Below are 22,680 nucleotides of genomic sequence, written 5' to 3' on the forward strand. Positions count from 1 at the left end.
GGGGGTGCCCGGGTGGGGCCTTCGGGCACGTGCGGGGGTGCCGGGTGGGGCGGTCGGCAGGGTGGAGCTGCCCGGTGGGGCTGTCGGGCGAGGCCCGTCGGCACGGTGTGGCCGTCGGATGGGGCCGGTCGGCACGGCGGGGCCGTCCGGGTGGGGCCGCGCCGGGCGCGCCTGCCGTTCCGGAAGCCGTCCCGCTTCCGTTCCCGTCCCGCTCCCGTCCCGCTTCCGTTCCCGTCCCGCTTCCGTTCCCGTCCCGCTCACGCCAGCCCTTCCGCGCCCTCCGCGCACACCGTGAGGAAGTCGGCCGCGCGGCGGCGCAGTCCGTCCAGGTCGCCGCCGTCCGCCGCGTCCCCGATCAGCGGCGAGCCGACGCCCACCGCCACCGCGCCGGCCGCCAGGTACGCGCGGGCCGCCGCCGCGTCCACCCCGCCCACCGGCACGAACGGCAGCTCGGGGAAGGGCGCCCGCAGCGTCTTCAGGTACGCGGGGCCGCCGAGGGAGGCGGGGAAGAGCTTCAGGGCCGTCGCGCCGGCCGCCCGCGCCGCGATCACCTCGGTCGGCGTCAGCACCCCGGCCACCACTGGCAGCTCCCGCCGCACGCACTCGTCGACGCCCGCGCCCAGCCCCGGCGTGACCGCGAGGTTCGCGCCGGCCCCGGCGGCCCGTACGACGTCCTCGGCGGTGGTGACCGTGCCGGCACCCAGCCACGCGTCCGGGCCCAGCTCCTGCCGCGCCCGCCGGATGACACCGAGCGCGTCAGCGCCGCTGAGCGAGACCTCGATCAGCCGCACCCCCTCCTCGGCCAGGGCCATGACCGTACGGAAGGACGCCTCCGGGTCCTTGCCGCGGATGACGGCGACGAGTCGCCCGGCCCGGAGCGCTGCGCCGAAGCCCATGACCAAGTCCATGATTGCGTCATGCCCCTTGCCCGTGCCGCGTACCGCCCCGCCGCGTACCGGCGCGCGGCAGCGTGCCCTCCCGCCGGGCCTTCCGCAGCAGCGCTGCCTGCTGCGGGTTCAGCCGGGCGGAGCGCGGCACCTGGTCCGGGTGGCGGGCGCGCCAGTACGGGTTGTCGTGCGGCAGGCCGCCGCTGACCCGGCCGTACATGCCGAAGACCAGCAGCATCAGTCCGACGACGAAGCTGAAGAGGACGTTCTGGAGGCGGAAGGCGAGGAAGTTGAAGCCGGTCTCCAGTACGGCCAGGTTGGCGAAGCCGCTCAGCAGGAAGGCGACGCCGAGTACGGCGTTCAGGGTGGAGGCGACGTTCCCGCCGATGACCATTCCCGCGAAGAGCAGCAGCCCGATGACGATGGAGAGCACGCTCAGCGCGCCGTTGGTGTTCAGGCCCGCGACCGTGTCGCCGCCGGTGTCGAAGAAGCCGATCCGGTCGATCAGGCCGAGAATGCCGAAGGCGACGAGCACCAGGCCCATGAGCCCGGCGCCGAACCGGTAGACCCGGCTCAGCCGGTGGTCGACGGGCAGGTGCTCGTCGAGCGTGATGCGCCGCCGCCGGGGACGGTGGAAAGGCCCGCGAAGAGCATGGCCGACAGCCATGACCGGTCTCCTTTGCACAGACGGACGGGCGGCTCCCGAAACCGCACTCCTGTCCAGCTTCCGCCGAAGGAGACGGAGACGCCATCGCAGGACGACGCGGAGGGAGCGGGGGCCTGCGGGAGCGAACGGGGCCGGTGCGGGGCCTGCGGGGGCCGGTGCGGGGCCTGCGAGCGGGAGCGGGACCGGTGCGGGACCTGCGAGTGGGAGCGGGAGCGGGGGCCGGTGCGGGGCCTGTGAGTGGGAGCAGGGCCGGTGCGGGGCCTGCGGGCGTGGCGGCCCGAGGCAGGGGGGCCTGCCAGCTCAGCCGGCCGTGCCGCCGCGCTCCTCGCGGATCGCCCGGACCACCCGGGCCGCGGTCTCCCTGACCGCCTCCGTCTCGGTCAGGAAGTGCCACCAGTCCGGGTGCCGGCTGCCCTCGAGCCCGGCCTCGGCGCGCTCCAGCCGCGCCACCGCCTCGTCCAGCGGGCGCGCGTGCCGCGGGTCCGGCGTACTGCGGCCCGCCATCGCCAGCCGCTGCGCGTCCCGGATCGCGAACCGTGTCCGCTCGACCTCCTTCTGCCGGTCGAAGGAGACCTCGTCCAGCCGCCGCAGCCGGTCACCGGCGGCCGAGACCGCCTCGTCCGTGGTGTTCAGCAGCGCCCGTACGGTCGCCAGCAGGCTCGTCGCGTCCGCCCACCGCTGCTCGTCCCGCGCGGCCTGCGCCTCGCGCAGCTTCACTTCCGCCTGCCGCACGGCGTCCGCCGCCTGCTGCGGCACCTGCTGCAGGTCCTGCCAGCACGCCGCGCTGTACCGCCGCCGCAGCTCGCTCAGTACGGGGTCGACGCCGCCCGCCCGCGTCGTGATCGCCTGCGCCCGGGTCCGCAGCGACACCAGCCGCTTGTCGATCTCAGCGGCCTTCTCCGGCAGCCGCTCCGCCTCCGTACGCACCGCCTCGGCCCGCCGCAGCACGTCGTCGGCGCGCCGGATCGTCTCCTGCACGCCGTGCTGCCCGGCGCCCTGGTTCAGCTTGGTCAGCTCCGGCGACAGCGCCGCCAGCCGCGCCGCGAGGTCGTCGGCTCTCAGGCCGCTCGCTCTGACCGCGTCCAGCGCCTGCGTCGCCGCGAGCAGCGCCTGCCGCGCCCGCTCCACCGCGGGCGCCAGCCGCGCGAGCTGCGTCTCGGCGGCCTGCAGCAGCGGCCCGAGCCCCTGCGCGAACCGCTCCAGGTCCTTGCCGACCGCCGTCAGCTCGTCCTTCGCCCGGGTCAGGTCGGTGCGCGCCCGCGAGGCAGCGCCACCGTCGAGATCATCACGATCCAGGTCATGGGCGTCCACGGCCGCGATATAGGTACGGCTCACCTCGTCGATCCGCCGGCTCAGCTCCGCGTACCCCTCGGCGGCCCGCCGCGCCCCGGCGGAATCGTCCACCGCCGTGATCGTCTCGATCGAGATCCGCAGGTCCCGCTGCGCGGTGTCCAGCTCGTAGAACGCGGCGGCCGCGGCGTCCTTCGCCGCCTGCGCCTCGGCGCGCTGGCTCTCCCCGCGCCCGAACCACCGTCGTGTCCCGCCCCCGGCGAACGCCATCATCCCCCCACCGACCGCCGCCACGGCCAGCACCGGAACCGGCAGCAGCACCCACGCCACCACGTCCCGCACCGCCGCACCCGCCCGACCACGCCGACGCACCGGGGCGCGCTCCACGGACCGACGACGTGCTCGCTGCTCGTACGGCCGCGTGTATGTCGCCGTCACAACCCTCTCCCGATCGCGTCGCCCCAGGCCCGAAGCCATTCTCCCACCCGGTACGGACGAACACACCGGCCGGTCGGTTCACCATCCGGACGCCGCCCCGACCGGGTTTGCGAACCATCCCCGCAGGCAAGGTAGTCTGTCGGTTCATCCGGGCGCATAGCTCAGCGGTAGAGCGCTGCTCTTACAAAGCAGATGTCACAGGTTCAAATCCTGTTGTGCCCACCAGCGCGAAGGCCCCCAGCCGATCAAGGCTGGGGGCCTTTGACATCCAGATTCGACATCAACGCCGCTGATCAGCGACTTTCAGGACGCCTCCGGAGCAGCAGCCGGTCCATGTGACTCACGGCCTCACGCTGCGTGTCCTGCACGACGTGCGTGTACGTGTTCATCGTGATCGCGATCTGGCTGTGCCCCAGAATCTCCATCACGACACGCGGGGCGACGCCGGCGGCGGTCAGCAGCGTCGCGCACCCGTGCCGGGCATCGTGCAGCCGGATCACCCGAAGGTCGGCATTCTTCGCAACCCGGGTGAACGACCGGTACAGGTTCCGGGGCTCGATCGGCTTCCCGGTCCGAGTCGTGAACACGTAGTCCGTCTCTTCCCAGTCCTTCCCGGCCCGCTCCCGCATGGCGGCCTGCCGCATCCGCTGCCACCGGAGAGGCGCGAGGCACATGGCCGGCAGGGGCAAAGTCTGCCGACGACGGCGCCCCTTCGGATCATCGTCGTACGCCTCACCACGGACCCGCTGCCGCTGCTTCCGAACCCGGATCTCCCGCTTGTCCAGGTCGACGTCCGACCACCGAAGTCCGACGATCTCACCCCGCCGGAAGCCGAGCGCGATGGCCAGCACGAAGGCCGCGTAGAGGGAGTCGCCCCGGGACGCCGACAGGAACGCCAGGGTCTCGTCCAGCGACCAGGGGGAGAGGTCCCGGGACTCCGGCGACGGCGGCTCAACGAGCGTGGCGACGTTCCGCGTGATCAGCTCCTCACGGCAGGCCGCCATCAGCGCGGTACGCAGCACCCGGTGCGACTCCTTGGCAGTGGCAGCCGACTTCTTCCGCTCGACCTGGCCCAGGAAGCGCCGCACGTCCCCGACGCTCAGCGATTCGAGCCGCTTGGTGCCGAGCATGGGCACCAGGTAGAGCCGCACGTGTACCTCGTACTTCGCGTACGTCGTGCGCTTCCGACGCGGCTTGATGATGTTCTCCAGCCAGTACGGCAGCCACTCAGCGAGCTTCGCCGACCGCGTGGGCACCGGCACACCGTTATCCACCTTGGCCAGCAGGTCACGACGCTTGGCGTCACACTCGGCCCACGTCTTGCCGTAGGCGAACTTCCGGGCTCGCGTGCCATCGGGCTGGAGGACGTAGACGGCGGCCTGGTAGCGGCCGTCCTTGCGCTTGGTGATGGTGCCGGCGCCGTTGGGGTTGCGCTTGCGTTGCTGTGTCATCAGGCGGCCTCGGCAATCTGGTCGGCGATGAAGTCGCGGAGAGAGGAGAGGGGGATACGGCGGGCGCGTCCGACCTTGATGGAGACCAGGCGCCGCGAGCGGATCAGGTCGTAGATGGTGGAGCGGCCGAGCTTGAGCCGGGTCATGACCTCCGGCACCGTCAGCAGCTCGTCAGTGGCGGCAGTCATGACCAGTCGTCTCCTTCGGTGTCGAGTTCGGCGCGTACTTCCTTGGCGAGGTCGCGGTTGGCTTGGATCTCGCGGGCGATGTTGGCGGCGAGCCAGGATTCGCCGGGGGTGTGGCCGTGTCCGGCGTAGGCCCAGTGGGCGAGGACGCGGGTGGTGGCTTCGGGGTGGTCGTCGGGGTCGGGGAGGCCGAGGGCGGCGCGTTGCTGGGCGGCGCGGTAGTCGGCGCGGACCTGGCGAAGGGCGCCGAGGGTGGTGGAGTAGCGGCGGGACTTGGTGGAGAAGTGGCCGCGGAAGCCAAGCATGTGGGCCCACTGCCACAGCTTCCGGTCCGGGTACAGCTTGTCCAGGTCGCGGCAGGCGCGGATCAGGCGGCGGGTGTGGTCTGGCAGGTCGGGGAGCTTGTCCAGCTCGCGCAGTTCGCCGATGCGGCGGTCGACGGTGCCGGTGGTCTCGGCGGCCTTGGTGGCGTACTTGGCCACGTAGGAGGCCACGGCCTGCTCGGTCAGATCTTCGCCCGCGCCGAAGGCGCCGATGGGCCGGACATCGAGCTGGGTGCCCCAGCGCAGGGTGCGGGCAGGCTGGTCACCTGCCGAGGGCACCTCGATCTCCGCGCGGGCAGCCGCGGCCCGCAGGGCGTCGGTGAGCAGATCGTGGGTGGCCCAGGCCGGAGGGGCGGTGTCGGGGCCGTCGGGTCCGTCGAAGCGGATGACGGCGTGGAAGTGGATGGCCCCCCGCTTTTGGTACTCGGCGACCTTGCCGTAGGAGACCCGCAGCTGCTCCTTGAGCGCCTTCTGCGTGATGCCGGCGCGCTTGGCCAGTTCGCGGGGGAGATAGATGGTGACGTACCGCCACAGGTGTCCGGCGTGGTTGTTCCACAGCACCGCCCCCGCGTAGTCATAGCTCTCCGGATCCAGCGCGGTCCCGAGTTCGGGCGCGTCCTCCTGGTGGTGGACGCCGCAGCGGCAGGGACGGTGGCCCTTGTCGGGACGGTTGTGCACCGGGCCGAAGGACGGCGCGGTGAAGGTGGCGAAGACGCGCGGGTGGTCGCGGACGGTCTCCGGCGTGCCCTTGGCTTCGTCGCCGGTGAGCCCGGCGCGGATGAGGTGGTAGGTGTCCCCCGCGTAGGTCCAGGCGCAGGAGGGGCAGCGCGAGGCGCGGCGGTTGCCGCAGGCCACCCGGAGCCGCCCGCCAGGTTCGGCGTCGGTGGAGTAGGCATGCAGAACGGTGCCGGTGGCCCGATCGACGGTCTTGGTGGCGCCGGTGAGGTGGATCGGGTCGGAGCAGCCTCCGGTGCGGCGGATCTGGTCCTGCCAGCGGTCGAAGCCGGGGGACCCGGCCACCCGGAGGAGGTCCCTCAGGGTGGTCGGGTCCAGGCCCGCCAGGGTGGCGGCGTCACTCACGCGGCCACCTCGCGAGCTGCACGGCGGGTCACGGTGCCGGTGCCTTCGCATGTGCGGCAGGTGACGGTGAGGGTCTGGCGGGAGCCGTCGGGGCGGCGCTGGCCGGTGGTGATGGCGACGGTGGGGAAGCCGTCGCAGTCGGGGCAGAGCCGGGTGCCGGCGGGGCGGGTCTCGGGCATGATGAGGACTCCCTTTCGGGTCTGCGGATCTGGAAGGGGTCAGGCGCCCGGGGCGGCGGAAACTTGGCGGTTGAGGCCGCCCCGGGGGCCGCTTAGCGCTTGCGGGCGAGCTTGAGGCTGATGCCGGCGCCGCCCACGGTGGGGACGGCGGCTGCGGCAGCCGCGGCCGCGATCTGGAACGTCACGGCGAGGACGATCAGGACCAGGGACGCTCCGACGGCGATCGTGATGGTCAGCAGGATCGGTCCGGCGTAGGAGCGGGGCGGGGCCTGGATGACGACGACGTCACCGGGGTGGATGCCGGGCGGAATCAGGTCGGCCGGTCGGTGGTTGGCGCGGAGCTGGGCGTCCGGGTGACGCATGACGCTTCCCTCCTCTTCGGCGTCAGGGGTTGCAGCGGTGGGTGCGGGCGGCGAGGTCGGCGGCGGAGCGGTCCCACTTCTCGACCGAGAAGCCGCAACCGGGCGCGGTGCAGGACGCGGTGTGCTTGGTGCGTCCACGGCCGTCGTGGTAGGAGCCGACCTGGACGGGGCCGATGCGCCGTAAGTCGAAGAAGCGGTTCGGACGGGGCATGTCAGGTGTCCTTTCAGGGGAGTTGGGCGGAGATGGCTTCGGCGAGGACCGGCGGGACGCCGAGCCGGGCGCGGAGGGTGTCCGCGTCGATCGGGGTGCCGGTGGCGGCCTGGTGGGTGTCGGCGACCTTGCGGGCGTGGTCCAGCAGTGCCGGCGGGACCGCGGGCGCCGACGGGGCAGGCCGGGGCGAAGGCGCGACCGCTACGGGCTCCGGCGACGGCTCTTCTGCTGCCTCCGGCGCTTCTTCGGGCCCCGTTTCCGGCGCGGGCAGTTCGACCGGGGGCGGCTCCGGGGCGCGCTCGACGGTGACCGGCTCGGGGACGGGTTCGGTCTCCGGTGTCGGTTCGATGACGAGGGTGTGGACCTGTCGCATGAGGGCGCCGAAGGCCAGCAGCGCGGCGGACGGCGGCACGGCGGCGACCACGTAGTCCAGGAGCGGGGCGTGGGTGCCGACGCCTGCGACGTTGAGGCCGATGCTGCCGAGGGACCCGGCGACGGTGAGGCCGATGGCCCACCAGTCGGTCACGTGGCGGAGCGCGGCGCGGAACATCAGGACCTCACCGGCCAGGATGAACAGGTCGATGGTGCCCGGCCAGGCCCACCGGCGTACCGGGGAGGAGCCGAGGCCGTGGGACTGGGCGACCGAGGCGAGGTGGGCGTAGGAGAGCCAGAACGCGGCGATCGTGAGAATCATGATCACGGCCCCGGCGACGAGGATCGCGGTGCGTTCGGCCTGTGGCTTGGTCATCGTGTCCTCCTTCCAAGGTCAGGTTTTTGGCATGGGAGGGGTAGGGACCTGGCGCGAGACGGTCACGCCAACCGGGGGTGGAGGTGGGGGTTACTCGGTGACGGGCTGGGGCTTGATCAACGAGGGCGCGTCATCGGCGGCTGGTTCGGCCGGCACGTGCGGGCGGAACGGGGCCAGGAAGGGCAGGTCCGGGACCAGGTGGGCGTACTCCCGGCAGACGGCTGCGGCCTGGGCGGGGGTGGTCTCGGCGGTGCGGATGCGGGACCAGCCGCCGGAGGAGTCCCCGGCCACCGCGACGCCGGGCCGGTTGGCGGCGATGGAGGTGGCGGCGGCCACCGCCTCAGGCGAGATGTCGTTCAGGCCCATTTCGGCGGTCTGCTTGTCGTTCACGCGGTGGACGACGCGGCCGGTGAGCTGGGCGCGGAGCGTGGTGGCGCCCTTGCCCAGTTCCGAGCCGAAGCGCTGGCCGCAGACCTCCAGGTAGATGCCGATCGCGCGGGCGAGCTGGCCCAGCCGCACCATCTGCATGACCATCCGGTCCCGGCGTTCCTCCTCCTTTCTCGCGGTGGTCAAGAACAGCTCCGCCACCTCGTCCACCAGCAGCACCAGCGGGACCGGGCGGACGTCCTCGGGCAGGGCCCACAGGTCCGAGACGCCATAGGCGCTGAGGAGGTCGAAGCGCCTTTCCATCTCCTCCACCAGCGCATCCAGGACCTGTGAGGCCTCTTCGGGGGTGGTGGCCAGGGCGGAGAGGCGCGGGGCGTAGGTGCTGTGCTCCACCCCGCGCTTGCAGTCGATCCCGACCAGCCCCACGTCCAGCTTGGCCAGCTCGCAGACCAGGTTGCGCTGGTACATGGACTTGCCCGACAGCGTGGCGCCCAGGGTCAGACTGTGGGGAACCTGCCGGTAGTCGCGCACGAACACCGACCCGTCCTCCCGCAGCGCCACCGGCACCACCATCGGGCCCGAGGCCGTCCGCCGGCGCGGCATCTTCACCCGGCGCAGCACGTCGTAGCCGGTCATCCGCAGTTCCACCACGCCGGGCTTGGTCTCGGCGACGGTCACGGAGTGAACGCCCCAGGCGTGCCGCAGCCGTTCGGTGGCCGCCGCGATGTCGGAGGTCTCCAGCCCGGCCGGGAGCCGCAGCGTGGCGATGAGGCCGGTGGAGGTGCCTCGCACCCGGCGGACCTTGGGCGGGACCGGCTGGACCTCGCGGCGGGCGACGTTGCGGACCATGAACGCCCGCAGCTTCGACGGCTGCACCGTCAGCCCGCACACGTCCATCGTGGTGCCATACGTCCAGGTGAACCGGCCCACCGTGACCGGCAGCCCCACCAGCGACCAGTACACGCGCGGAGCGTGGCCCTTGGCGTAGCCGAGGCCACCGACACCGGCGAGAGCACCGGTGGCCTCCAGCACCGTGGTCAGGTCCGTCATGATCAGACCGCCGCCACAACCGACGTCGCGCGGAACGAGATGCCGTGCCGCTTCTGGCCGTTGAACTCGTTCTCCCAGTCCCGCGCCTTCAGCCCGACCACGGAGACCGGCGTGCCCGGGGTCAGCCCCTCCGGGAGGCCGGTCTCCGGGACGGTCACCTGGTACAGGTTGCCCTCCCCCTCATCGGAGATCAGCAGGCCCACCGTGGACAGGCCCGCGCCGGTCTCCCGATCCACGGCCCGCTCGCCGGTCTGCTTGTTCACGAGCTTCGGGGTCGGCGCGGTCGCGACGAACACCACGGCGGTCGACGTGTCGATCTTGAACGAAGGCATGGAACACCCCTTGTTGCTGGGAAGCCGCCCCTGCTGGCGACCTCTCTAGACATCTACGAGTGAAGCGCACGTCTCTAGAGATGTCAATGGAGATGTATAGAGAGGTTCGCGCGTGGCGGGATGGGGCACCAGGCCCGGATGCAGCGACGGACGTATGTCCTAGGCTGTCTAGAGAAGAAGGAAGGAGGGAGACGCAATGACCGCGAATGACGGTGCCCGACAGCCGAAGTATCAGCGCATTGCTGACGCGCTTCGGGAGGCAATCAAGGCAGGTGAGTACGGCCCTGGTGACCGCTTGCCAGGCGAGAACGACCTCATGGCGAAGTACGACGTGGCCCGGATGACGGCCCGACAGGCTCTTGGGGTCCTGCAGAACGAGGGGCTCGCGGAGTCACGCAAGGGTGCCGGCGTATTCGTTCGGGCCTTCCGGCCGCTGCGGCGGCGCGGCATCCAGCGCCTCTCCCAAGAGCAGTGGGGCTCGGGCCGCTCGATCTGGTCGGCCGACACCGAGGGCCGACAGCTCACCGTGGATCAGGTCACCGTCACTGAGGAGCGGACTCCCGAGCGGATCGCGAGCGTCCTGGATATCTCCCCGGAGTCGGCCGTCTGCGTGCGCAACCGGCGATTCGTCCTCGACGGGAAGCCGGTCCTGCTGGCCACGAGCTACCTGCCTGCAGAGCTCGTCGCGGGCTCGGCCATTACCCAGGAGGACACGGGGCCGGGCGGTACGTACGCCCGCCTTGCGGAACTCGGAGCCAAGCCGGTCCACTTCCGCGAAGAGGTACGGTCCCGCATGCCCTCCCAGGACGAAGCGAAGCGGCTCAACCTCTCCATGGGCACGCCGGTGATGCTCATCTGCCGGACCGCATTCGCCGACGGAGGCCGCCCTGTCGAGGTCAATGAGATGACCCTTGACTCCGCTTCCTACGTGCTTGAGTACGACTTCGACGCGTAGCCGATCACTGCGACGACCAGGTGTCGGGCTGACGCGCCACCTCGAAGATGCGCGCAACGGTCTGCGGGGGCAGTACGGGCGTCATTCCGGACAGCAGGCGGTCCAGGTTGGCAACGTCGACGACGAGTACGGGCGGAGCCGAGTTCTTCACGCTGACTTTGGCGGCGTCCACGACCGAGATGACAGGCCGGACGGGTACAGGCACAGCGCAATGCCGACTGAGGATCTTCTCCACGCGCTGTGCCTCGTGCTGGCTGATCGCGATGTGCCGAGTGGGGGCACGGTTCACGGTGATGGCGTGATCGCCGTACCAGACCGTCTTGCCCTTGTGCCGCTTTGAGTTGATCGTGAAGACGCCGGCAGGGCCGATGGCCAAGTGATCTACGTCAGTTCCGCTCGCCCACTGGATGGCGTGCAGGACATGCCACTCGCGCGAACGTAACTTGTTGAGCCGTCGTGCTGTGGCCCGCTCTCCGATCAGTCCGTCTGTCCAGGAGCGGATCTCAGACTTTGGCGACAGTCGGGCGACCATCCGTCTCAGGCCGTTGGGCTCCAGTTCCAGGATCTTCTGGCGCACGGCGGCACCCGGCTTATTCAAGGCCAGATCTTCGTGCATCATCCCTGCCTTCCTGCTGATCAGTTACGGCAGTTCAGGGCAGCATGCGTACGTCGCCACGGCAAGACGGCATTGAGCGGTGGGGGAGGAGAGCTGTTACAGGTTTCTCTACCTCATCAAGCCCCGGCCTTCGGCCGGGGAGGGGGTGGGGGGATCACTCCTGGGTCTCTCGCTGAGGGGTGCCGTTCCCTGCCGGGCCCACCTGGCGCCGTTCGCTGGAACTCGCCGTTGAGGCCCATGGGCGTTCGGTTGAGGCCAGCAGTCACCTTTCATGGAGGCCGGGCAATCCGACCAGGCCCATGAAGCGGCCCGGCGTAGGTTCTGGCCCGGCGGGGGCTCTTGCCTTCGGCATCCGGCGCGCAGGCCAACGGCTTGTCCAGCCGCCGCTACGAATCACACCCCACCGGCCCGCACTGCGGGCCGGCGCGGGCACGGGGCTCGGGCGCCGCTCCTGCCTTCGGCCCGCTCCGCCCGGCCCCCGGCCCCGCGCCACCGGAAGTAGCCGCGGGGTGATTCGCTTCACGCTTTGTCCCGCCCAAAGCAGCGCCGGAACGAGCAGCATTCCCCACCGGCCGACACCACCGCCCAGCCGCACCAGGACCGGCCGGAAGCCCACCACCAGGACGGCGAAGCAGCCCACCGAGCCCCTTGGCTCAGGGCGTACCCATTGGGGAGCCCCGAAGAGCGGCGAGAAGGGGGCGGGAGGGGTGGGGGAGGTGTTGGGAGGGTGCGGGTCAAAGAGGTGCCTCCGGCGGGGGCCTCAGGCTCCAGGATGGCAGGGGGCCGGCAGGCGGGTGCGGGTCGAATGGGGTGCAGGTGGGGAGCTGCCATCCCGTCTGCCGTCATCCCAGGCAGAGCCGAGCAGACTTGGCCCCTGGCGTCCAGGTCGTTCGTACAGTGGCGCGCTCCACCTGGACACCAGGGGCCAAGCCCGCTCCACGGTGTGTGGGACGACGGCAGACGGGATGGCAACCAGGGAAGCTGGGTGGGCGCTCCGCTCCCGTGACCACGTCGGGGAGGACTGAGGTAGCGAGTAATGCATCCTTGATCACATGGATGAGGGGATAGCGGCGCTGGTTGCTGGCGTGGCGGGCATGGTGGGCGCTCTTGGTGGTGCGATAGCGGGAGCAATTGGCGCCGTGAAGGGTGCCAGAGTTGGAGCGGAAAGAACCGCCGAAGCGACACGGCAGCAAGTCTTGGATCAGTCCGCAGCTGAGCACGGGCACTGGTTGCGCCAGCAACGCCAGGCTGCCTACAGCGCGCACATCGCAGCGGTTCAAAAGGCTGAACGAGCAGCAGACGCAGTTCTGCAAAGCCGCTTCGAGGACCCGGACCCTCAGTGGCAGGCCAGAGTTGCGACGTATAGCCAAGCTCTCGAAGACCTGAACGACGTGAGCAGTCAAGTATCCGTGCTCGGGCCGGACGGCATGATCAGAGCTGCAGGACAAGTCTTCCGCACTGCCAGGATGCTCGAAAGTCGGTTGCGGGACATACGTCACCACCCCTCCATGACCACGCAGGATGAGGTGGACCGAATGGATGAAGCCTGGGACAACTTCGTCGAAGCCAGTCACCTGTTCCAGGAGGCTGCTCGGGTGGTGCTGGTTGGCGCCAGTCGATAGTACGTACGGCGCCTTGCACCCCAAGGGCAGGCCGATGATCACCCCAACCTCGCTCCTTAAGCCGGTGCTCGGTTGCTGTGCAGCACAGGAGTACAGCAACCAGCGCGACCACCCATGGCGCTCAGCGCCCGACGGCAACTGGCTGACCTGCTCAGCAGATCCCAGCAACCTCACTGCCGGTAGTTCGCAACGAGGGGCACACGTAGCGTGTGCTGCATGTGCTCCTCGTTGCGACAGTGCCCGCGATGCGATCAGGACTGGGTCCATCCGTACCGCTTCAAAAACGACGAGACCACCTTCGCACTGTGCACTGAGTGTGACTCCCTTTGGTGGCCACACGAGGCTCTGGAGATCACCACCGCACGCTTCCTTGATGACGTGGTGGCCGCACGGCTCGGAGTGGTCGGCAACCCTTGGGAAACGCGTGTGTGGGCCGATGTCATCGAGCCGGTCAGAGAAGGCCGCTGACATCTACGGCTGACATCAACATCGGCGGACGACGGGAGACGCGAGCGGGCCGATGCGGTCCCGGAGCGGTGCGTCACACAGGCCCCGGCAGATGGCTGGGTGAACTTACAAAGCAGATGTCACAGGTTCAAATCCTGTTGTGCCCACCAGCGCGAAGACCCCTCGTCGATCTTGACGGGGGGTCTTCGTCGTTCCGGTCCGACGTCGACGGCGCGCGGCATGGTGGCTTTGGCGGGGGCGTGACTGTGTTCGGTGGCGGGCATTACAGTGGGGGTTGTGTTCGGTACCGTGCAGAAGGCGGGGGGTGCTGCCGCCTTCGATGTGGTGTGTCTTGCTGCTTCGCTCGGCGGGGTCAGTGCCTACCTGGAGATCCTGGCGGCGTTGCCCGACACGTTCCCGGCGGCCGTGGTGCTGGTGCAGCACCGGCCGGTGCGGGAGCGGGATTCGCTCGCGAGAGTGCTGGGGTACCGCTCGGCGCTGCCGGTGCGGACCCTGGAGGACGGTGACCGGCTGACGGGCGGCGTGGTGTACGTCGTACCGGCCGGGCATGCGGCGTCCTTCACGTCCGAGGGGAAGGCCGCGCTGTACCCCGTGACGGGCCACGACGAGGCGGACCAGGTGTTCGCCTCGGCCGCTGCCGCGTTCGGGCCCCGGCTGCTGGCCGCTGTGCTCACCGGGCGGATGGACGACGGGGCGCTCGGGGTGCGGCACGTGCGAGGGGCCGGCGGGCGGGTGCTCGCCCAGGACCTCGCCACCTCGGAGGCGTTCGGCATGCCTCGCGCCGCGATCGCGACCGGCTGCGTAGACTTCGTACTGCCCCTGCCGGTGCTGGCCCATGCGCTGGTCAGCCTGGTGATGGTGCCGGGCGCCGCGGGGCTGATGAGGGTGTCGTTGCCGCCCTGGGCAACGGTGATCCCGCCGACGGCCGCCGCCGGCTGACGACTGGACGAAAGGCGAGGCGAGCACGCCATGACGGGCAGCGCAGCCGGCTCCGAAGACCTCACGCGCAACCGCATCCTGGCCGCCCTGCCGGAACCGGAGCGGGAACGGCTGCGGCCCGATCTGGAGCGGGTTGACCTGAGCCTGTCCCAGCCGCTGTACGAGCCCGGCAAGCGGATCGAGTCCGTGTGGTTCCCCGTGCTTGGCGTCTGCTCGATCGTGGCCGAGCTGGCCGAGGCGGAGGGGCCGGGCGTGGAGGTCGCCACCGTCGGCGACGAGGGCATGGTCGGGCTCCCCGTCTTCCTCGGCGTCGGCATCCCGACGGAGCGGTCGGTCTGCCAGGTCGCCGGGTGGGGCCTGCGGATGGACGCGGACCGCTTCCGTGACGCGCTCGCCGTCGTCGACGGCGTGCTCCAGCAGACCATGCAGCGCTACACCCAGACGATGTTCACCCAGCTCGCGCGGAACGCCGCCTGCAACCGCAGCCACCGCACCCGCGAGCGGTGCGCCCGCTGGCTGCTGATGACGGCCGACCGGATGCACAGCAACCAGTTCGAGCTCACGCAGAAGTTCCTCGCGCAGATGCTCGCGGTGCGCCGCTCCTCGGTCAGCGAGGTCGCCGGCGCCCTGGCCGACGAGGGCTGCATCAGCTACCGCCGCGGCGTGATCACCGTGCTGGACCGCGAGCGGCTGGAGTCCCGCGCGTGCGGCTGCTACCGCACGCTCCGCGAGGTCGTCGACACCGAGTTCCCGCCCGGCCCCGGGCGCGGCCGCTGATCCCGGGCAGAGCCATGGGACCCGGGCGAGGCCGTCGGCCCCGAGCGGGGCCGCTGATTCCCGGCGCGGCCGCTGGTCCGCACGGCGGCCCCGGCGGACGCCGGCCCCCCCCGCACCATCGGCAAGTACCCCTGCCGGACGGGCTGGCGGGGCGTGTCTGCGGCGCTACGCTCCCAGCGACGGGGGACGGACCGGGCGGATACCAGGGGGGTATCTGATGGCATCCCGTGAGATGAACGAAGCGGCGCTGGACGGTCTGCGGGCCGGGTTCGCGGGTGAGGTGATCACGCCGGGGGATCCGGCGTACGACGCCGCGCGGGGCGTGTTCAACGCGATGATCGACCGGCGGCCCGCGGTCATCGCCGGGTGTGCCGGCGTCGAGGACGTCGTCCGGGCCGTGCGCTTCGCGCGTGAGCAGGGCCTGGAGATCACGGTGCGCGGCGGCGGCCACGGCGTCGCCGGCAAGGCGGTCAACGACGGCGGCCTCGTCGTCGACCTGCGGCGGATGAACGGCGCGGTGGCCGACCCCGGGAGCCGCACGGTACGCGTCGGCGGCGGCGCGACGATGGCGGACCTGGACCGGGCGGCCGCCGCGTACGGCCTGGCGACGACCGGCGGGCGGGTGTCCACCACCGGCGTCGGCGGCTACACGCTCGGCGGCGGTTCCGGCTGGCTGGAGCGGAAGTACGGCCTGACCTGCGACAACCTCCAGGAGGTCGAGCTGGTGACGGCGGCCGGTGAGGTCGTGCGGGCCGACGAGAAGGAGCACCCCGAGCTGTTCTGGGCGCTGCACGGGGGCGGCGGCAACTTCGGCGTCGCCACCTCGTTCACGCTGCGGCTGCACGAGCTGCCCGCGTTCAGCTTCGCGCTGCTGCTGTGGCGCCCGGAGGCCGGGCCCGAGGTCATGCGCGCCTACCGCGACTTCATGGCGACGGCGCCGGACGAGGTCGGCGGCGGGCTGCTGTATCTCACCGGCCCCGACGAGCCCTTCGTGCCGGACCGTCTGACGGGGCGTCTGACGTGCGCGTGCCTGCTCACGTACGCCGGGCCACTGGCGGAGGCCCGGGAGGTCATCGCGCCGATGCTGGACCTGAAGCACGAGGGCGAGCTGATCGCGGACATGCCGTACGCCGAGTTCCAGTGCCTGCTCGACGATCCGCCCGGCTACCGGAACTACTGGTCGGCCGAGTACCTGGCCGAGCTGCCGGGACCGGCCGTCGACGCCTTCTGCGCGCGCGCCGGCGACATGGTCGTGCCCTCGCCGTCCCAGCACCTGCTGCTGCCGCAGGGCGGCGCGGTCGCGCGGGGCGACGCCGGCTACCCGGTGCCCTGGCGGACGGCGCCGTGGGCGGTGCACCCGCTGGGCCTGTGGGAGGACCCCGCCGACGACGAGCGCGCCCGGCGCTGGGCACGCGGCCTGCGCGACGACGTACGGCCGTGGTCGACGGGGGCGGTGTACCTCAACTTCATCGGGGACGAGGGCGGCGAGCGCGTGGTCGCCGGGGTCGGCGCGGACAACCACGAGCGGCTCGCGGCGGTGAAGGCGCAGTACGACCCGGACCAGGTCTTCCGCCCCAGCCACACGATCCGCCCCGGCCGGCTCGGCTAGCCGAGCCGGCCGGCGCAGCGGCCGTGTGCCGCCCCATCTGTCGGTTATGCAGCCGTGGTGACTTCCTGCGCCGGAGCCGTGACGCGAGGGGCGGGCGTGGCATGCGGAGGGCGTACGGGACGGAAGTGATCGGCAAGGGAGCAAGTGGCCGGAATTGGCGGCTTCCCCGTCGATCGTGAGTTCTATGGTGAGCCCCAGTGGCCCCGGACCCCGGTCACCTGCCGTTTCGCGCTTCCGGCGCGCACGGCAGACCGGCAGAGAAGTCCGCTTCCGAAGGAGAGCAGGGTCCGGCCATGGAGCAGAGTACGGCCGTCTCCCCGATGTCCCCGGTCGCCGGCCGCGCCCCCGCGTTCCGCTGGGCGCTCAGCGCGCGGCGGCGGCCCGGAAGTGACAAGGAGGCCACCGTCCTTGCCGGTGCGGTGCTGGACGCGCTCGGCGCCGCGGGGGAGGGGGCCGCGTCCGTGGTCGCGGACCTGGCCAGGGCGACGGCCTACGTGCTGGCGCACGGCAGCGCCGACGGGTACCGCCTCACCATCGAGGTCGACGGCGGGCAGTGCGCGGTACGGGTGGACGACCGGGACGCCGACGGCCGGGACGCGTGCCGGGCGGCCGAGGAGCCGGCCGGCGAGGAGCCCGTCCCGGCCCCCGGGGACGCGGGCGCCGGCGGACGGCTGCGGGTGCAGCGCCGTACGGACGGCACGCTCGCCGTGACCTTTCGCCGCCCCTTCCCGGTGGTCGGCGAGCTGGCGTCGGCGGCGGCTCCCGACCGCACGGCGGCCGCTCCCGAGCGCGCGGGGGCCGGGCCGGAGCCGGACGGTGCGGGGTCCGTCGTCCCGCTGCCCGTCGCGGCGCGCGGCATGGCGGCGGAGCCGGTCGTCAGGGACCTGGTCGCGGAGGGCTGAAACCCGCGGCGACACGGCCGCGGAATGCTTGACCGGTCGCCGTCACCCCCTATTCTTTTCCGCGGCGGAAATCTCTTGCATAAATGCAGAGTTCCGGAGTTCCCGTGGAATTATCCGAGGTCATTCGGTCACCGCGGGCCTTTGGGGTGCCGTCAAGCTGCCTGGCGAAAATTCACCCGACAGAGGCGTTCTTTCCCGGCTGATCGATTCTGCTTCGCGTTGCCCGGTTACGGTGCCTGTGCATCCCAGACCCTGGTGCGCATCGGCCCATCGCCGTGTTCGATACGGCCTTAAGCACAACTGGGGGTGACGTGGGGGGAAGCGACGCCGACGTGCAGGTAACCGTTCGCCAGGGTGGCGACACGGTCGTCCTGGCGCTCAATGGCGAACTCGACCTGGCCATGGCACTACGCATCGAAACCGACCTCCTGCTGGCACTGAACGTGCTGTATGCGCTGCGCCGGACCGTGGTGATTCCCGCGCCCCGGCCGCGTACGGCGCCGAGAGGGATTCCGAAGACCGTCCCGGTGGTGAACGCACTGCCCGAGGTGCGCCCCGGAGCGCCGGCCGAAGTGGTGCCGCTGCCGACGGCGTATCCCGCGGCGTTTTCCGGAGCCGCCTCGGCCGAGCGGCCGGACGAGCTGCCCGACGGGCTGCTGGGGTCCGGGACCGGCGGCGGGACGGCCGCCGTGCCGCACGAGAAGACCATGCTGATCGATCTGCGCCACGTCACGTTCATGGACTGCAGCGGCCTGGACCTGCTCTGCCGGCTGCGGGACAAGGTGGCGGCGCGAGGCGGCCGCCTGGTGCTGCTGAACCTCCGGCCCGTCGTGATCCGGCTGCTCAAACTGGCCGCGCTCAGCGAGCCGTTCGAGCTGGCCGGGCTGGTGGACGACGCGTCCTCCGGCTACTGACACTGGCATCCGGTACGCCGGCACCCGGCACGCCGGAATCCGGACCGCCGGCACCCGGTACGCCGGTCGGCGCGTCCTCCGGCTAGTGACGCCGGTGACGCCGGTACCCCGTACGCCGGTCCCCGCGGACGCGCCACCCGCCCGCGGGGACCGGAGGCTCCGGCACCGGCACCCGTGCCGGCCCGCCCTGTCAGTACGCGGCGGTCCGCAGGAATTCGGCCAGTTCGCGGTCGAACTCCGCGGCGTTCTCCAAATTCACCATGTGGCCGGCGGCGGGGATGCGGGCCCGCCGGGCACCCGGCACCGCGAGTGCCACGGCATGCGCGTTGGCCGAGATGTCGGTGCTGTCCAGGTCGCCGTCCATCACGAGGGTCGGCACCCGGATCTCCGCCAGCCGGTCGGCAGCGCCGACCTCGAACGCCGCGCCGCGCCCCATCCCCTCGGCGTGCGCGGTCACGGTGGCCAGCGCCGTCGCCCGGATCCGTTCCCGCAGGGCCGGGTCGACCGCGGCCGGGTCGCGGTGCGGCCCGTCCACCCACATCCGCAGGAAGTGCTCGATGAAGAGCTTCACGCCGCCCGGCAGGCTCACCGCCGCCACCTGCTCCCGGATGTGCTCCAGCAGGAACGGGTCGGAGAACGACCGGCCGCTGATGCCGGGCGCGGCCAGGACGAGCGCGGCCACGGCGTCCGGGTACGCCAGTGCGCAGTCCAGCGCGACGCGCGCGCCGTGCGAGTGGCCGATCAACGTCGCGCGGGCGACGCCGAGATGGGCGAGCAGCGCCCGGAGGTCCTCGTGGTGCGCGTACTCCCCGTCGACCAGCGAGGAGCGGCCGTGGCCCCGCGCGTCGTACCGGACCACCCGGTAGCCCGCGCGCGCCAGCCAGTGGAACTGCTCGTCCCACATGGTCAGATCGAGCATGCCCTCGTGCAGCAGTACCAGTACCGGGCCCGAGCCGGCCGCCTCGTAGTACAGCTCGCCGCCCGCCACGGGCGCGGTGCCGGTCTCGACGCCCGGGTCCGTGCCGGCCGGTTCCGGCGCTGCGGCTCCGAAGTCTGCGGGCATCCTCATATCGCTGCTCATGGTGCCATGATCACATTTTTGCCGTGGACAGGGGAAGGGTGGGGTAGATCGGGCGGAGTCGGTCACTTCGCTGCCCGTCGCCGGTGGTGTGCCGATGGAGCCGTACCGCCGACAGGCCGGCCGCGGTGAGCAGCAGCAGGTTGCGTGCCGCGAGGTTGGCGAGGGCCAACCAGTCGGCGTCGTCCCGCAGTTCGCGGTAGAGGAGCGGGAAGTCCAGCGTCGTGCACACACAGGCGGCCAGCAGTAGCCAGGCGACCGGCCGTTGCGTGGTGTCCGGGTGCAGCAGGCAGACGGCCGTCAGCCCGACCAGCCAGATCATGTACTGCGGGCTGATCACCCGGCTGGTGACCACGAAGAGGAGCGTCGCGGTGAGCGCCGCGTCCGGCAGCACCCACGGGGCGCCGTCCGCCGTCCGCCGGTGCCGCCACCACAGCAGCCACGCCAGGCTCAGTACGGTCAGCGCCTGCATGGCGACGGTGACTTCGGGGACGTACGGGCCGACGAACTCGTGGGAGCCGTCCTTGGCGGCCCAGGTGCCGCGCCAGCCGAAGTGCCGGGCGACGTGGAAGGGCAGGGCTCCGACCGACTCGATCTGGATGCCGCGCGCGGTCTGCGCCGACAGGAACGCGAAGGCGTGCGGCATCGCCAGGGTGGAGGCTACGGCGAGCAGGGCCGCGCCGGCGGCGGCCGTCACCCAGGCGGTACGGGTGCGGCGGCCCCGCCGCGTACCGAGGAGCAGCAGCACGGGCCACACCTTGATCAGGGCGCCGAGCGCGGTCAGCGCCCCGAACGCGCGGTCCGCCCAGGCGCGCGCGGAGGGCCGGGACGACGCGATCACCAGCGCGGCCATGGCGACCGCGGTGACGTGCAGGTCGAAGCGGTTCCATGGCACGGTGCCGAGCAGTGCCGTGCCCGCGGTCCACATCCAGGGCCCGGCGAACGGGGTGGCCGACGCCCGGCCGGAACCGCGTCCGGCGAGCCGCCCGGCGGGCGCCGGGCCGGACCCGCGCCCGCGGCGTACGGCGGTGCGCAGCAGCAGCGCGAAGGCCGCCGCGTCGCACAGGGCCGCGCCGAGGACGAAGGCGTGCCCGTAGTCGAGGCGGGGCGCGAGGGCGGGGGAGAGCAGGGGGAGGGCGGCGCCCGGCGGGTACTGCCAGCTGACGTCGTGTGCCGGGAAGGTGCCGGAGGTCAGCACCGCGTACCAGGAGCGGTAGACGCGGTCCACGGACGGGTCGAGGCCGCCGTCGCCGCGGAACGGGCCGAGCTTCAGCGCGGCGGGCACGAGCCACAGGCGGGTGAGCACCCAGGCGCAGAGCACGGCGGCCAGCGGGCCCCGGTTTCCCCTCACCGGCTTTCCCTCATTCGGTCGGCTCCCTCTCCTCGACGCGGTCGGCGGCAGCCCCGCAAAGAGCTATGCCTGATGCGTATACGCGATGTGTATACGTGGAGTGTAGAGTGCCGCGCATGTCCGCTGATCTCGCCCCGATACCGACCCGCCCGGCCCGCGCCACGGCCCCCGCCGACCACTCACCGGCGCGGCAGGCGCAGCGGCCGAGGCAGCGCCCGGCGGCCTCGGCGGGCAGCGGTTCCGCGGTCAGGGCGGCGCTGGTCCCCCTGCTCCCCGCGCTGCTCGCGCTCGCGCTGGGCTGCTGGGGCCTCACCCGCGAGCACAGCATGTGGCGGGACGAGGCGGCGACCTGGCAGGCGGCCCGGCGCTCGGTGCCCGGGATCTGGCACCTGCTGGGCCACGTCGACGTCGTGCACGGCCTCTACTACCTGCTGATGCACGGCGTCTTCGCGCTGGGCGGCCCCGGCCTGGTGGCCCTGCGGCTGCCGTCGGTCCTGGCCGTGGCGGTCGCGGCGGCGGCGACGGCGGCCACCGGACGGCGGCTGGCCGGACCGTGGACCGGGCTCGCCGCCGGCCTCGTCCTCGCGCTGGTCCCCAACATCCAGCACTACGCGCAGGAGGGCCGCGCCTACGCCCTGGTGACCGCCGCGGTCGCGGTCGCCACCTGGTGCCTGGCCGGCGGCGCGGGCGCGGTCCGGGAGGCGGCGCTGACGGGTCGGCGCCCCCGCGGCCGGGGCTGGTGGGCCGGGTACGCCGCCGCCATGCTCGGCGCCGCCCTGCTGAACTGGTTCTCGCTGGCGGCGCTCGCCGGGCACGCGGTGACCGTGCTGCTCGCCCGCCGCCGCGGCCTGCGCGGCGTCCTCGCGCGCTGGTCCGCCGCCGCCGCGCTCGCGGTGGCCGGGGCGCTGCCCCTGGTGCTGGCCAGCCGCTCACAGGCCCAGCAGGTCTCCTGGATCAAGCCGGTCGCCTGGACCACGCTCCTCGGCATCGCCGCACTGGTGGCCGTCGGCTTCGTGTGCGCGCGGGTGCCGTACGGGCGCGGCCACGGAAGCCCGGTGGGGTACGGGGAACGGCACGCGGGCGCGCCCGGGAAGCGGCCGGCCGCGCTGTCCGTCGCGTCGGCCGGGCTGCCGCTGCTCGTCGCGCCGCAGGCCACCCTGCTGCTCGCCTCCCTGGTACGGCCGCTCTACCTGGACCGCTATGTGCTCTTCACCAACATCGGGTTCGCGCTGCCGGCCGGCCTGGCCGTCGCGACGGCCGTACGGGCCGCCGCCGCGCGCCGGCCCCGGCTGCGCGCCGGGGCGCTGCTGGCCGGGGTGACGGCCCTCGGGTTCGTGGCGCTGCTGCCGGTGGAGACGGGGCTGCGGACGGCGCAGAGCCGGGCGGACGACGTCCTGCGGCCTGCCGGGGCGGTCGCCGCGCGGGCGCACGCCGGGGACGGGGTGCTCTTCGTGCCGGCGGCCCGGCGCGACACGAAGCTGGTGAGCCCGGCCGCCTTCGAAGGGCTCGACGACCTCGCGCTGCGGGAGGGGCCGGTGGCCGGCGGCACGCTCAAGGGCGTCGAGCACACGCCCGCACGCATCAGGGCCGGGATGCGCGCGCACCGCCGGCTCGTGGTGGTCACGGATGCCGCGCCGCCCGCTTCCCGGCCGGTGCCGGCGCGCGAGGCGATGAAGAAGCGGGTGCTGGCGGCGGACTTCACCCGCGTCAGCAGCACCGAGACCCGCGGCCGCCGCATCGAGGTCTGGGTACGGCAGCACTCCTGAGGCGCGCGGGGCCACTCGTGAGGAGTGCGGCAGCGGCTCTCGGGGAGTACGGCAGACACCCCTGAGGCGTACGGCGCAACCGGCGAGGCCCGT

Annotated in this window: 23 protein-coding genes and 1 tRNA gene; 9 read left to right on the top strand and 15 right to left on the bottom strand. The window is 72.3% G+C overall.

Features of this window, described 5'->3' with window-relative positions; translation table 11 throughout:
• Positions 1-257: 257 nt before the first annotated feature.
• The 3 genes from C3486_RS32000 to C3486_RS32010 all read right to left on the bottom strand — a co-directional run bounded on the left by C3486_RS32000 (position 258) and on the right by C3486_RS32010 (position 3,282).
• Positions 258-896, bottom strand: a complete 639-nt coding sequence (locus tag C3486_RS32000; RefSeq protein WP_103836387.1) for a bifunctional 4-hydroxy-2-oxoglutarate aldolase/2-dehydro-3-deoxy-phosphogluconate aldolase — start codon at positions 894-896, stop codon at positions 258-260.
• A 19-nt stretch (positions 897-915) separates the two neighbouring features.
• Complete coding sequence (locus tag C3486_RS32005) at positions 916-1,554, bottom strand: DUF4383 domain-containing protein (protein ID WP_258053122.1); 639 nt, start codon at positions 1,552-1,554, stop codon at positions 916-918.
• Positions 1,555-1,854: 300 nt separating this feature from the next.
• On the bottom strand, positions 1,855-3,282 hold the full coding sequence (locus C3486_RS32010) for a hypothetical protein (RefSeq protein ID WP_258053123.1): 1,428 nt from the start codon (positions 3,280-3,282) through the stop codon (positions 1,855-1,857).
• A 150-nt stretch (positions 3,283-3,432) separates the two neighbouring features.
• Between C3486_RS32010 and C3486_RS32015 the strand changes: the two genes are divergently transcribed.
• Positions 3,433-3,507 (top strand) — tRNA-Val (locus C3486_RS32015).
• A gap of 68 nt (positions 3,508-3,575) precedes the next feature.
• On the opposite strand, the gene C3486_RS32020 is transcribed toward C3486_RS32015, so the two are convergent.
• From C3486_RS32020 to C3486_RS32060, 9 genes are all read right to left on the bottom strand, one after another.
• Entirely contained in the window at positions 3,576-4,733 is a 1,158-nt protein-coding gene (locus tag C3486_RS32020) for a site-specific integrase (RefSeq protein ID WP_103836370.1), read from the bottom strand.
• Positions 4,733-4,921, bottom strand: a complete 189-nt coding sequence (locus C3486_RS32025; RefSeq protein WP_103836371.1) for an AlpA family transcriptional regulator — start codon at positions 4,919-4,921, stop codon at positions 4,733-4,735. Before C3486_RS32025 ends, C3486_RS32020 begins: the two co-directional genes overlap by 1 nt.
• Positions 4,918-6,321, bottom strand: coding sequence for a replication initiator protein RepSA (gene repSA / locus C3486_RS32030; protein ID WP_103836372.1), 1,404 nt, complete (start codon positions 6,319-6,321; stop codon positions 4,918-4,920). The genes C3486_RS32025 and repSA overlap by 4 nt, the downstream gene beginning before the upstream one ends.
• On the bottom strand, positions 6,318-6,500 hold the full coding sequence (locus C3486_RS32035) for a hypothetical protein (RefSeq protein WP_103836373.1): 183 nt from the start codon (positions 6,498-6,500) through the stop codon (positions 6,318-6,320). The genes repSA and C3486_RS32035 overlap by 4 nt, the downstream gene beginning before the upstream one ends.
• 92 nt (positions 6,501-6,592) lie before the next feature.
• Positions 6,593-6,862: a hypothetical protein gene (locus C3486_RS32040; protein ID WP_103836374.1), complete on the bottom strand. Its 270-nt coding sequence runs from the start codon at positions 6,860-6,862 to the stop codon at positions 6,593-6,595.
• 22 nt (positions 6,863-6,884) lie between these two features.
• The gene (locus C3486_RS32045) at positions 6,885-7,073 is read right to left on the bottom strand and encodes a mobile element transfer protein (RefSeq protein ID WP_103836375.1); all 189 of its coding nucleotides are present in this window, start codon (positions 7,071-7,073) and stop codon (positions 6,885-6,887) included.
• Positions 7,074-7,086: 13 nt separating this feature from the next.
• Complete coding sequence (locus C3486_RS32050; RefSeq protein WP_103836376.1) at positions 7,087-7,821, bottom strand: DUF2637 domain-containing protein; 735 nt, start codon at positions 7,819-7,821, stop codon at positions 7,087-7,089.
• 90 nt (positions 7,822-7,911) lie between these two features.
• Positions 7,912-9,258, bottom strand: a complete 1,347-nt coding sequence (locus C3486_RS32055; protein ID WP_103836377.1) for an FtsK/SpoIIIE domain-containing protein — start codon at positions 9,256-9,258, stop codon at positions 7,912-7,914.
• A gap of 2 nt (positions 9,259-9,260) precedes the next feature.
• Positions 9,261-9,590 (bottom strand): hypothetical protein, encoded by a 330-nt coding sequence (locus C3486_RS32060; protein WP_103836378.1) that lies wholly within the window; start codon positions 9,588-9,590, stop codon positions 9,261-9,263.
• Positions 9,591-9,786: 196 nt separating this feature from the next.
• Here C3486_RS32060 and C3486_RS32065 point away from each other — a divergent pair, with 196 nt between their 5' ends.
• Positions 9,787-10,545, top strand: coding sequence for a GntR family transcriptional regulator (locus tag C3486_RS32065; protein ID WP_103836379.1), 759 nt, complete (start codon positions 9,787-9,789; stop codon positions 10,543-10,545).
• 4 nt (positions 10,546-10,549) lie between these two features.
• Here C3486_RS32065 and C3486_RS32070 read toward each other — a convergent pair whose 3' ends face one another.
• On the bottom strand, positions 10,550-11,164 hold the full coding sequence (locus tag C3486_RS32070; protein ID WP_258053124.1) for a nuclease-related domain-containing protein: 615 nt from the start codon (positions 11,162-11,164) through the stop codon (positions 10,550-10,552).
• Between the two features lie 1,049 nt (positions 11,165-12,213).
• Between C3486_RS32070 and C3486_RS37040 the strand changes: the two genes are divergently transcribed.
• From C3486_RS37040 to C3486_RS32095, 6 genes are all read left to right on the top strand, one after another.
• Complete coding sequence (locus tag C3486_RS37040) at positions 12,214-12,783, top strand: hypothetical protein (protein WP_146075102.1); 570 nt, start codon at positions 12,214-12,216, stop codon at positions 12,781-12,783.
• 744 nt (positions 12,784-13,527) lie between these two features.
• Positions 13,528-14,190, top strand: coding sequence for a chemotaxis protein CheB (locus tag C3486_RS32075; protein ID WP_181138762.1), 663 nt, complete (start codon positions 13,528-13,530; stop codon positions 14,188-14,190).
• 30 nt (positions 14,191-14,220) lie between these two features.
• Positions 14,221-14,967 carry a Crp/Fnr family transcriptional regulator gene (locus C3486_RS38655; RefSeq protein WP_103836381.1) on the top strand — a complete coding sequence of 249 codons (747 nt, stop codon included), beginning with the start codon at positions 14,221-14,223 and terminating at the stop codon, positions 14,965-14,967.
• Positions 14,968-15,184: 217 nt separating this feature from the next.
• Positions 15,185-16,576, top strand: coding sequence for an FAD-binding oxidoreductase (locus tag C3486_RS32085; RefSeq protein WP_103836382.1), 1,392 nt, complete (start codon positions 15,185-15,187; stop codon positions 16,574-16,576).
• A gap of 293 nt (positions 16,577-16,869) precedes the next feature.
• Positions 16,870-17,478, top strand: a complete 609-nt coding sequence (locus C3486_RS32090) for a hypothetical protein (RefSeq protein WP_103836383.1) — start codon at positions 16,870-16,872, stop codon at positions 17,476-17,478.
• 332 nt (positions 17,479-17,810) lie between these two features.
• On the top strand, positions 17,811-18,392 hold the full coding sequence (locus C3486_RS32095) for an STAS domain-containing protein (protein WP_103836384.1): 582 nt from the start codon (positions 17,811-17,813) through the stop codon (positions 18,390-18,392).
• A 190-nt stretch (positions 18,393-18,582) separates the two neighbouring features.
• Here C3486_RS32095 and C3486_RS32100 read toward each other — a convergent pair whose 3' ends face one another.
• Together C3486_RS32100 and C3486_RS32105 are read right to left on the bottom strand one after the other, a co-directional pair.
• Positions 18,583-19,473, bottom strand: coding sequence for an alpha/beta fold hydrolase (locus C3486_RS32100; RefSeq protein ID WP_258053125.1), 891 nt, complete (start codon positions 19,471-19,473; stop codon positions 18,583-18,585).
• 10 nt (positions 19,474-19,483) lie between these two features.
• Complete coding sequence (locus tag C3486_RS32105) at positions 19,484-20,821, bottom strand: glycosyltransferase 87 family protein (protein ID WP_258053126.1); 1,338 nt, start codon at positions 20,819-20,821, stop codon at positions 19,484-19,486.
• Positions 20,822-20,937: 116 nt separating this feature from the next.
• On the opposite strand from C3486_RS32105, the gene C3486_RS32110 reads away from it, so the two are divergent.
• Positions 20,938-22,587 carry a glycosyltransferase family 39 protein gene (locus tag C3486_RS32110; protein ID WP_103836386.1) on the top strand — a complete coding sequence of 550 codons (1,650 nt, stop codon included), beginning with the start codon at positions 20,938-20,940 and terminating at the stop codon, positions 22,585-22,587.
• Positions 22,588-22,680 lie beyond the last annotated feature (93 nt).

Origin of the sequence: Streptomyces sp. Ru73, assembly GCF_002920575.1 — a bacterium.
GTDB lineage: Bacteria > Actinomycetota > Actinomycetes > Streptomycetales > Streptomycetaceae > Streptomyces.

What these genes read in the sequence shown, in the direction of transcription:
- C3486_RS32000 (WP_103836387.1), bottom strand. Translation starts at nt 896, where the DNA reads ATGGGCTTCGGCGCAGCGCTCCGGGCCGGGCGACTCGTCGCCGTCATC.
- C3486_RS32005 (WP_258053122.1), bottom strand. Translation starts at nt 1,554, where the DNA reads ATGGCTGTCGGCCATGCTCTTCGCGGGCCTTTCCACCGTCCCCGGCGG.
- C3486_RS32020 (WP_103836370.1), bottom strand. Translation starts at nt 4,733, where the DNA reads ATGACACAGCAACGCAAGCGCAACCCCAACGGCGCCGGCACCATCACC.
- C3486_RS32025 (WP_103836371.1), bottom strand. Translation starts at nt 4,921, where the DNA reads ATGACTGCCGCCACTGACGAGCTGCTGACGGTGCCGGAGGTCATGACC.
- C3486_RS32035 (WP_103836373.1), bottom strand. Translation starts at nt 6,500, where the DNA reads ATGCCCGAGACCCGCCCCGCCGGCACCCGGCTCTGCCCCGACTGCGAC.
- C3486_RS32040 (WP_103836374.1), bottom strand. Translation starts at nt 6,862, where the DNA reads ATGCGTCACCCGGACGCCCAGCTCCGCGCCAACCACCGACCGGCCGAC.
- C3486_RS32045 (WP_103836375.1), bottom strand. Translation starts at nt 7,073, where the DNA reads ATGCCCCGTCCGAACCGCTTCTTCGACTTACGGCGCATCGGCCCCGTC.
- C3486_RS32050 (WP_103836376.1), bottom strand. Translation starts at nt 7,821, where the DNA reads ATGACCAAGCCACAGGCCGAACGCACCGCGATCCTCGTCGCCGGGGCC.
- C3486_RS32055 (WP_103836377.1), bottom strand. Translation starts at nt 9,258, where the DNA reads ATGACGGACCTGACCACGGTGCTGGAGGCCACCGGTGCTCTCGCCGGT.
- C3486_RS32060 (WP_103836378.1), bottom strand. Translation starts at nt 9,590, where the DNA reads ATGCCTTCGTTCAAGATCGACACGTCGACCGCCGTGGTGTTCGTCGCG.
- C3486_RS32065 (WP_103836379.1), top strand. Translation starts at nt 9,787, where the DNA reads ATGACCGCGAATGACGGTGCCCGACAGCCGAAGTATCAGCGCATTGCT.
- C3486_RS32070 (WP_258053124.1), bottom strand. Translation starts at nt 11,164, where the DNA reads ATGATGCACGAAGATCTGGCCTTGAATAAGCCGGGTGCCGCCGTGCGC.
- C3486_RS37040 (WP_146075102.1), top strand. Translation starts at nt 12,214, where the DNA reads ATGGATGAGGGGATAGCGGCGCTGGTTGCTGGCGTGGCGGGCATGGTG.
- C3486_RS38655 (WP_103836381.1), top strand. Translation starts at nt 14,221, where the DNA reads ATGACGGGCAGCGCAGCCGGCTCCGAAGACCTCACGCGCAACCGCATC.
- C3486_RS32085 (WP_103836382.1), top strand. Translation starts at nt 15,185, where the DNA reads ATGGCATCCCGTGAGATGAACGAAGCGGCGCTGGACGGTCTGCGGGCC.
- C3486_RS32090 (WP_103836383.1), top strand. Translation starts at nt 16,870, where the DNA reads ATGGAGCAGAGTACGGCCGTCTCCCCGATGTCCCCGGTCGCCGGCCGC.
- C3486_RS32100 (WP_258053125.1), bottom strand. Translation starts at nt 19,473, where the DNA reads ATGAGCAGCGATATGAGGATGCCCGCAGACTTCGGAGCCGCAGCGCCG.
- C3486_RS32110 (WP_103836386.1), top strand. Translation starts at nt 20,938, where the DNA reads ATGTCCGCTGATCTCGCCCCGATACCGACCCGCCCGGCCCGCGCCACG.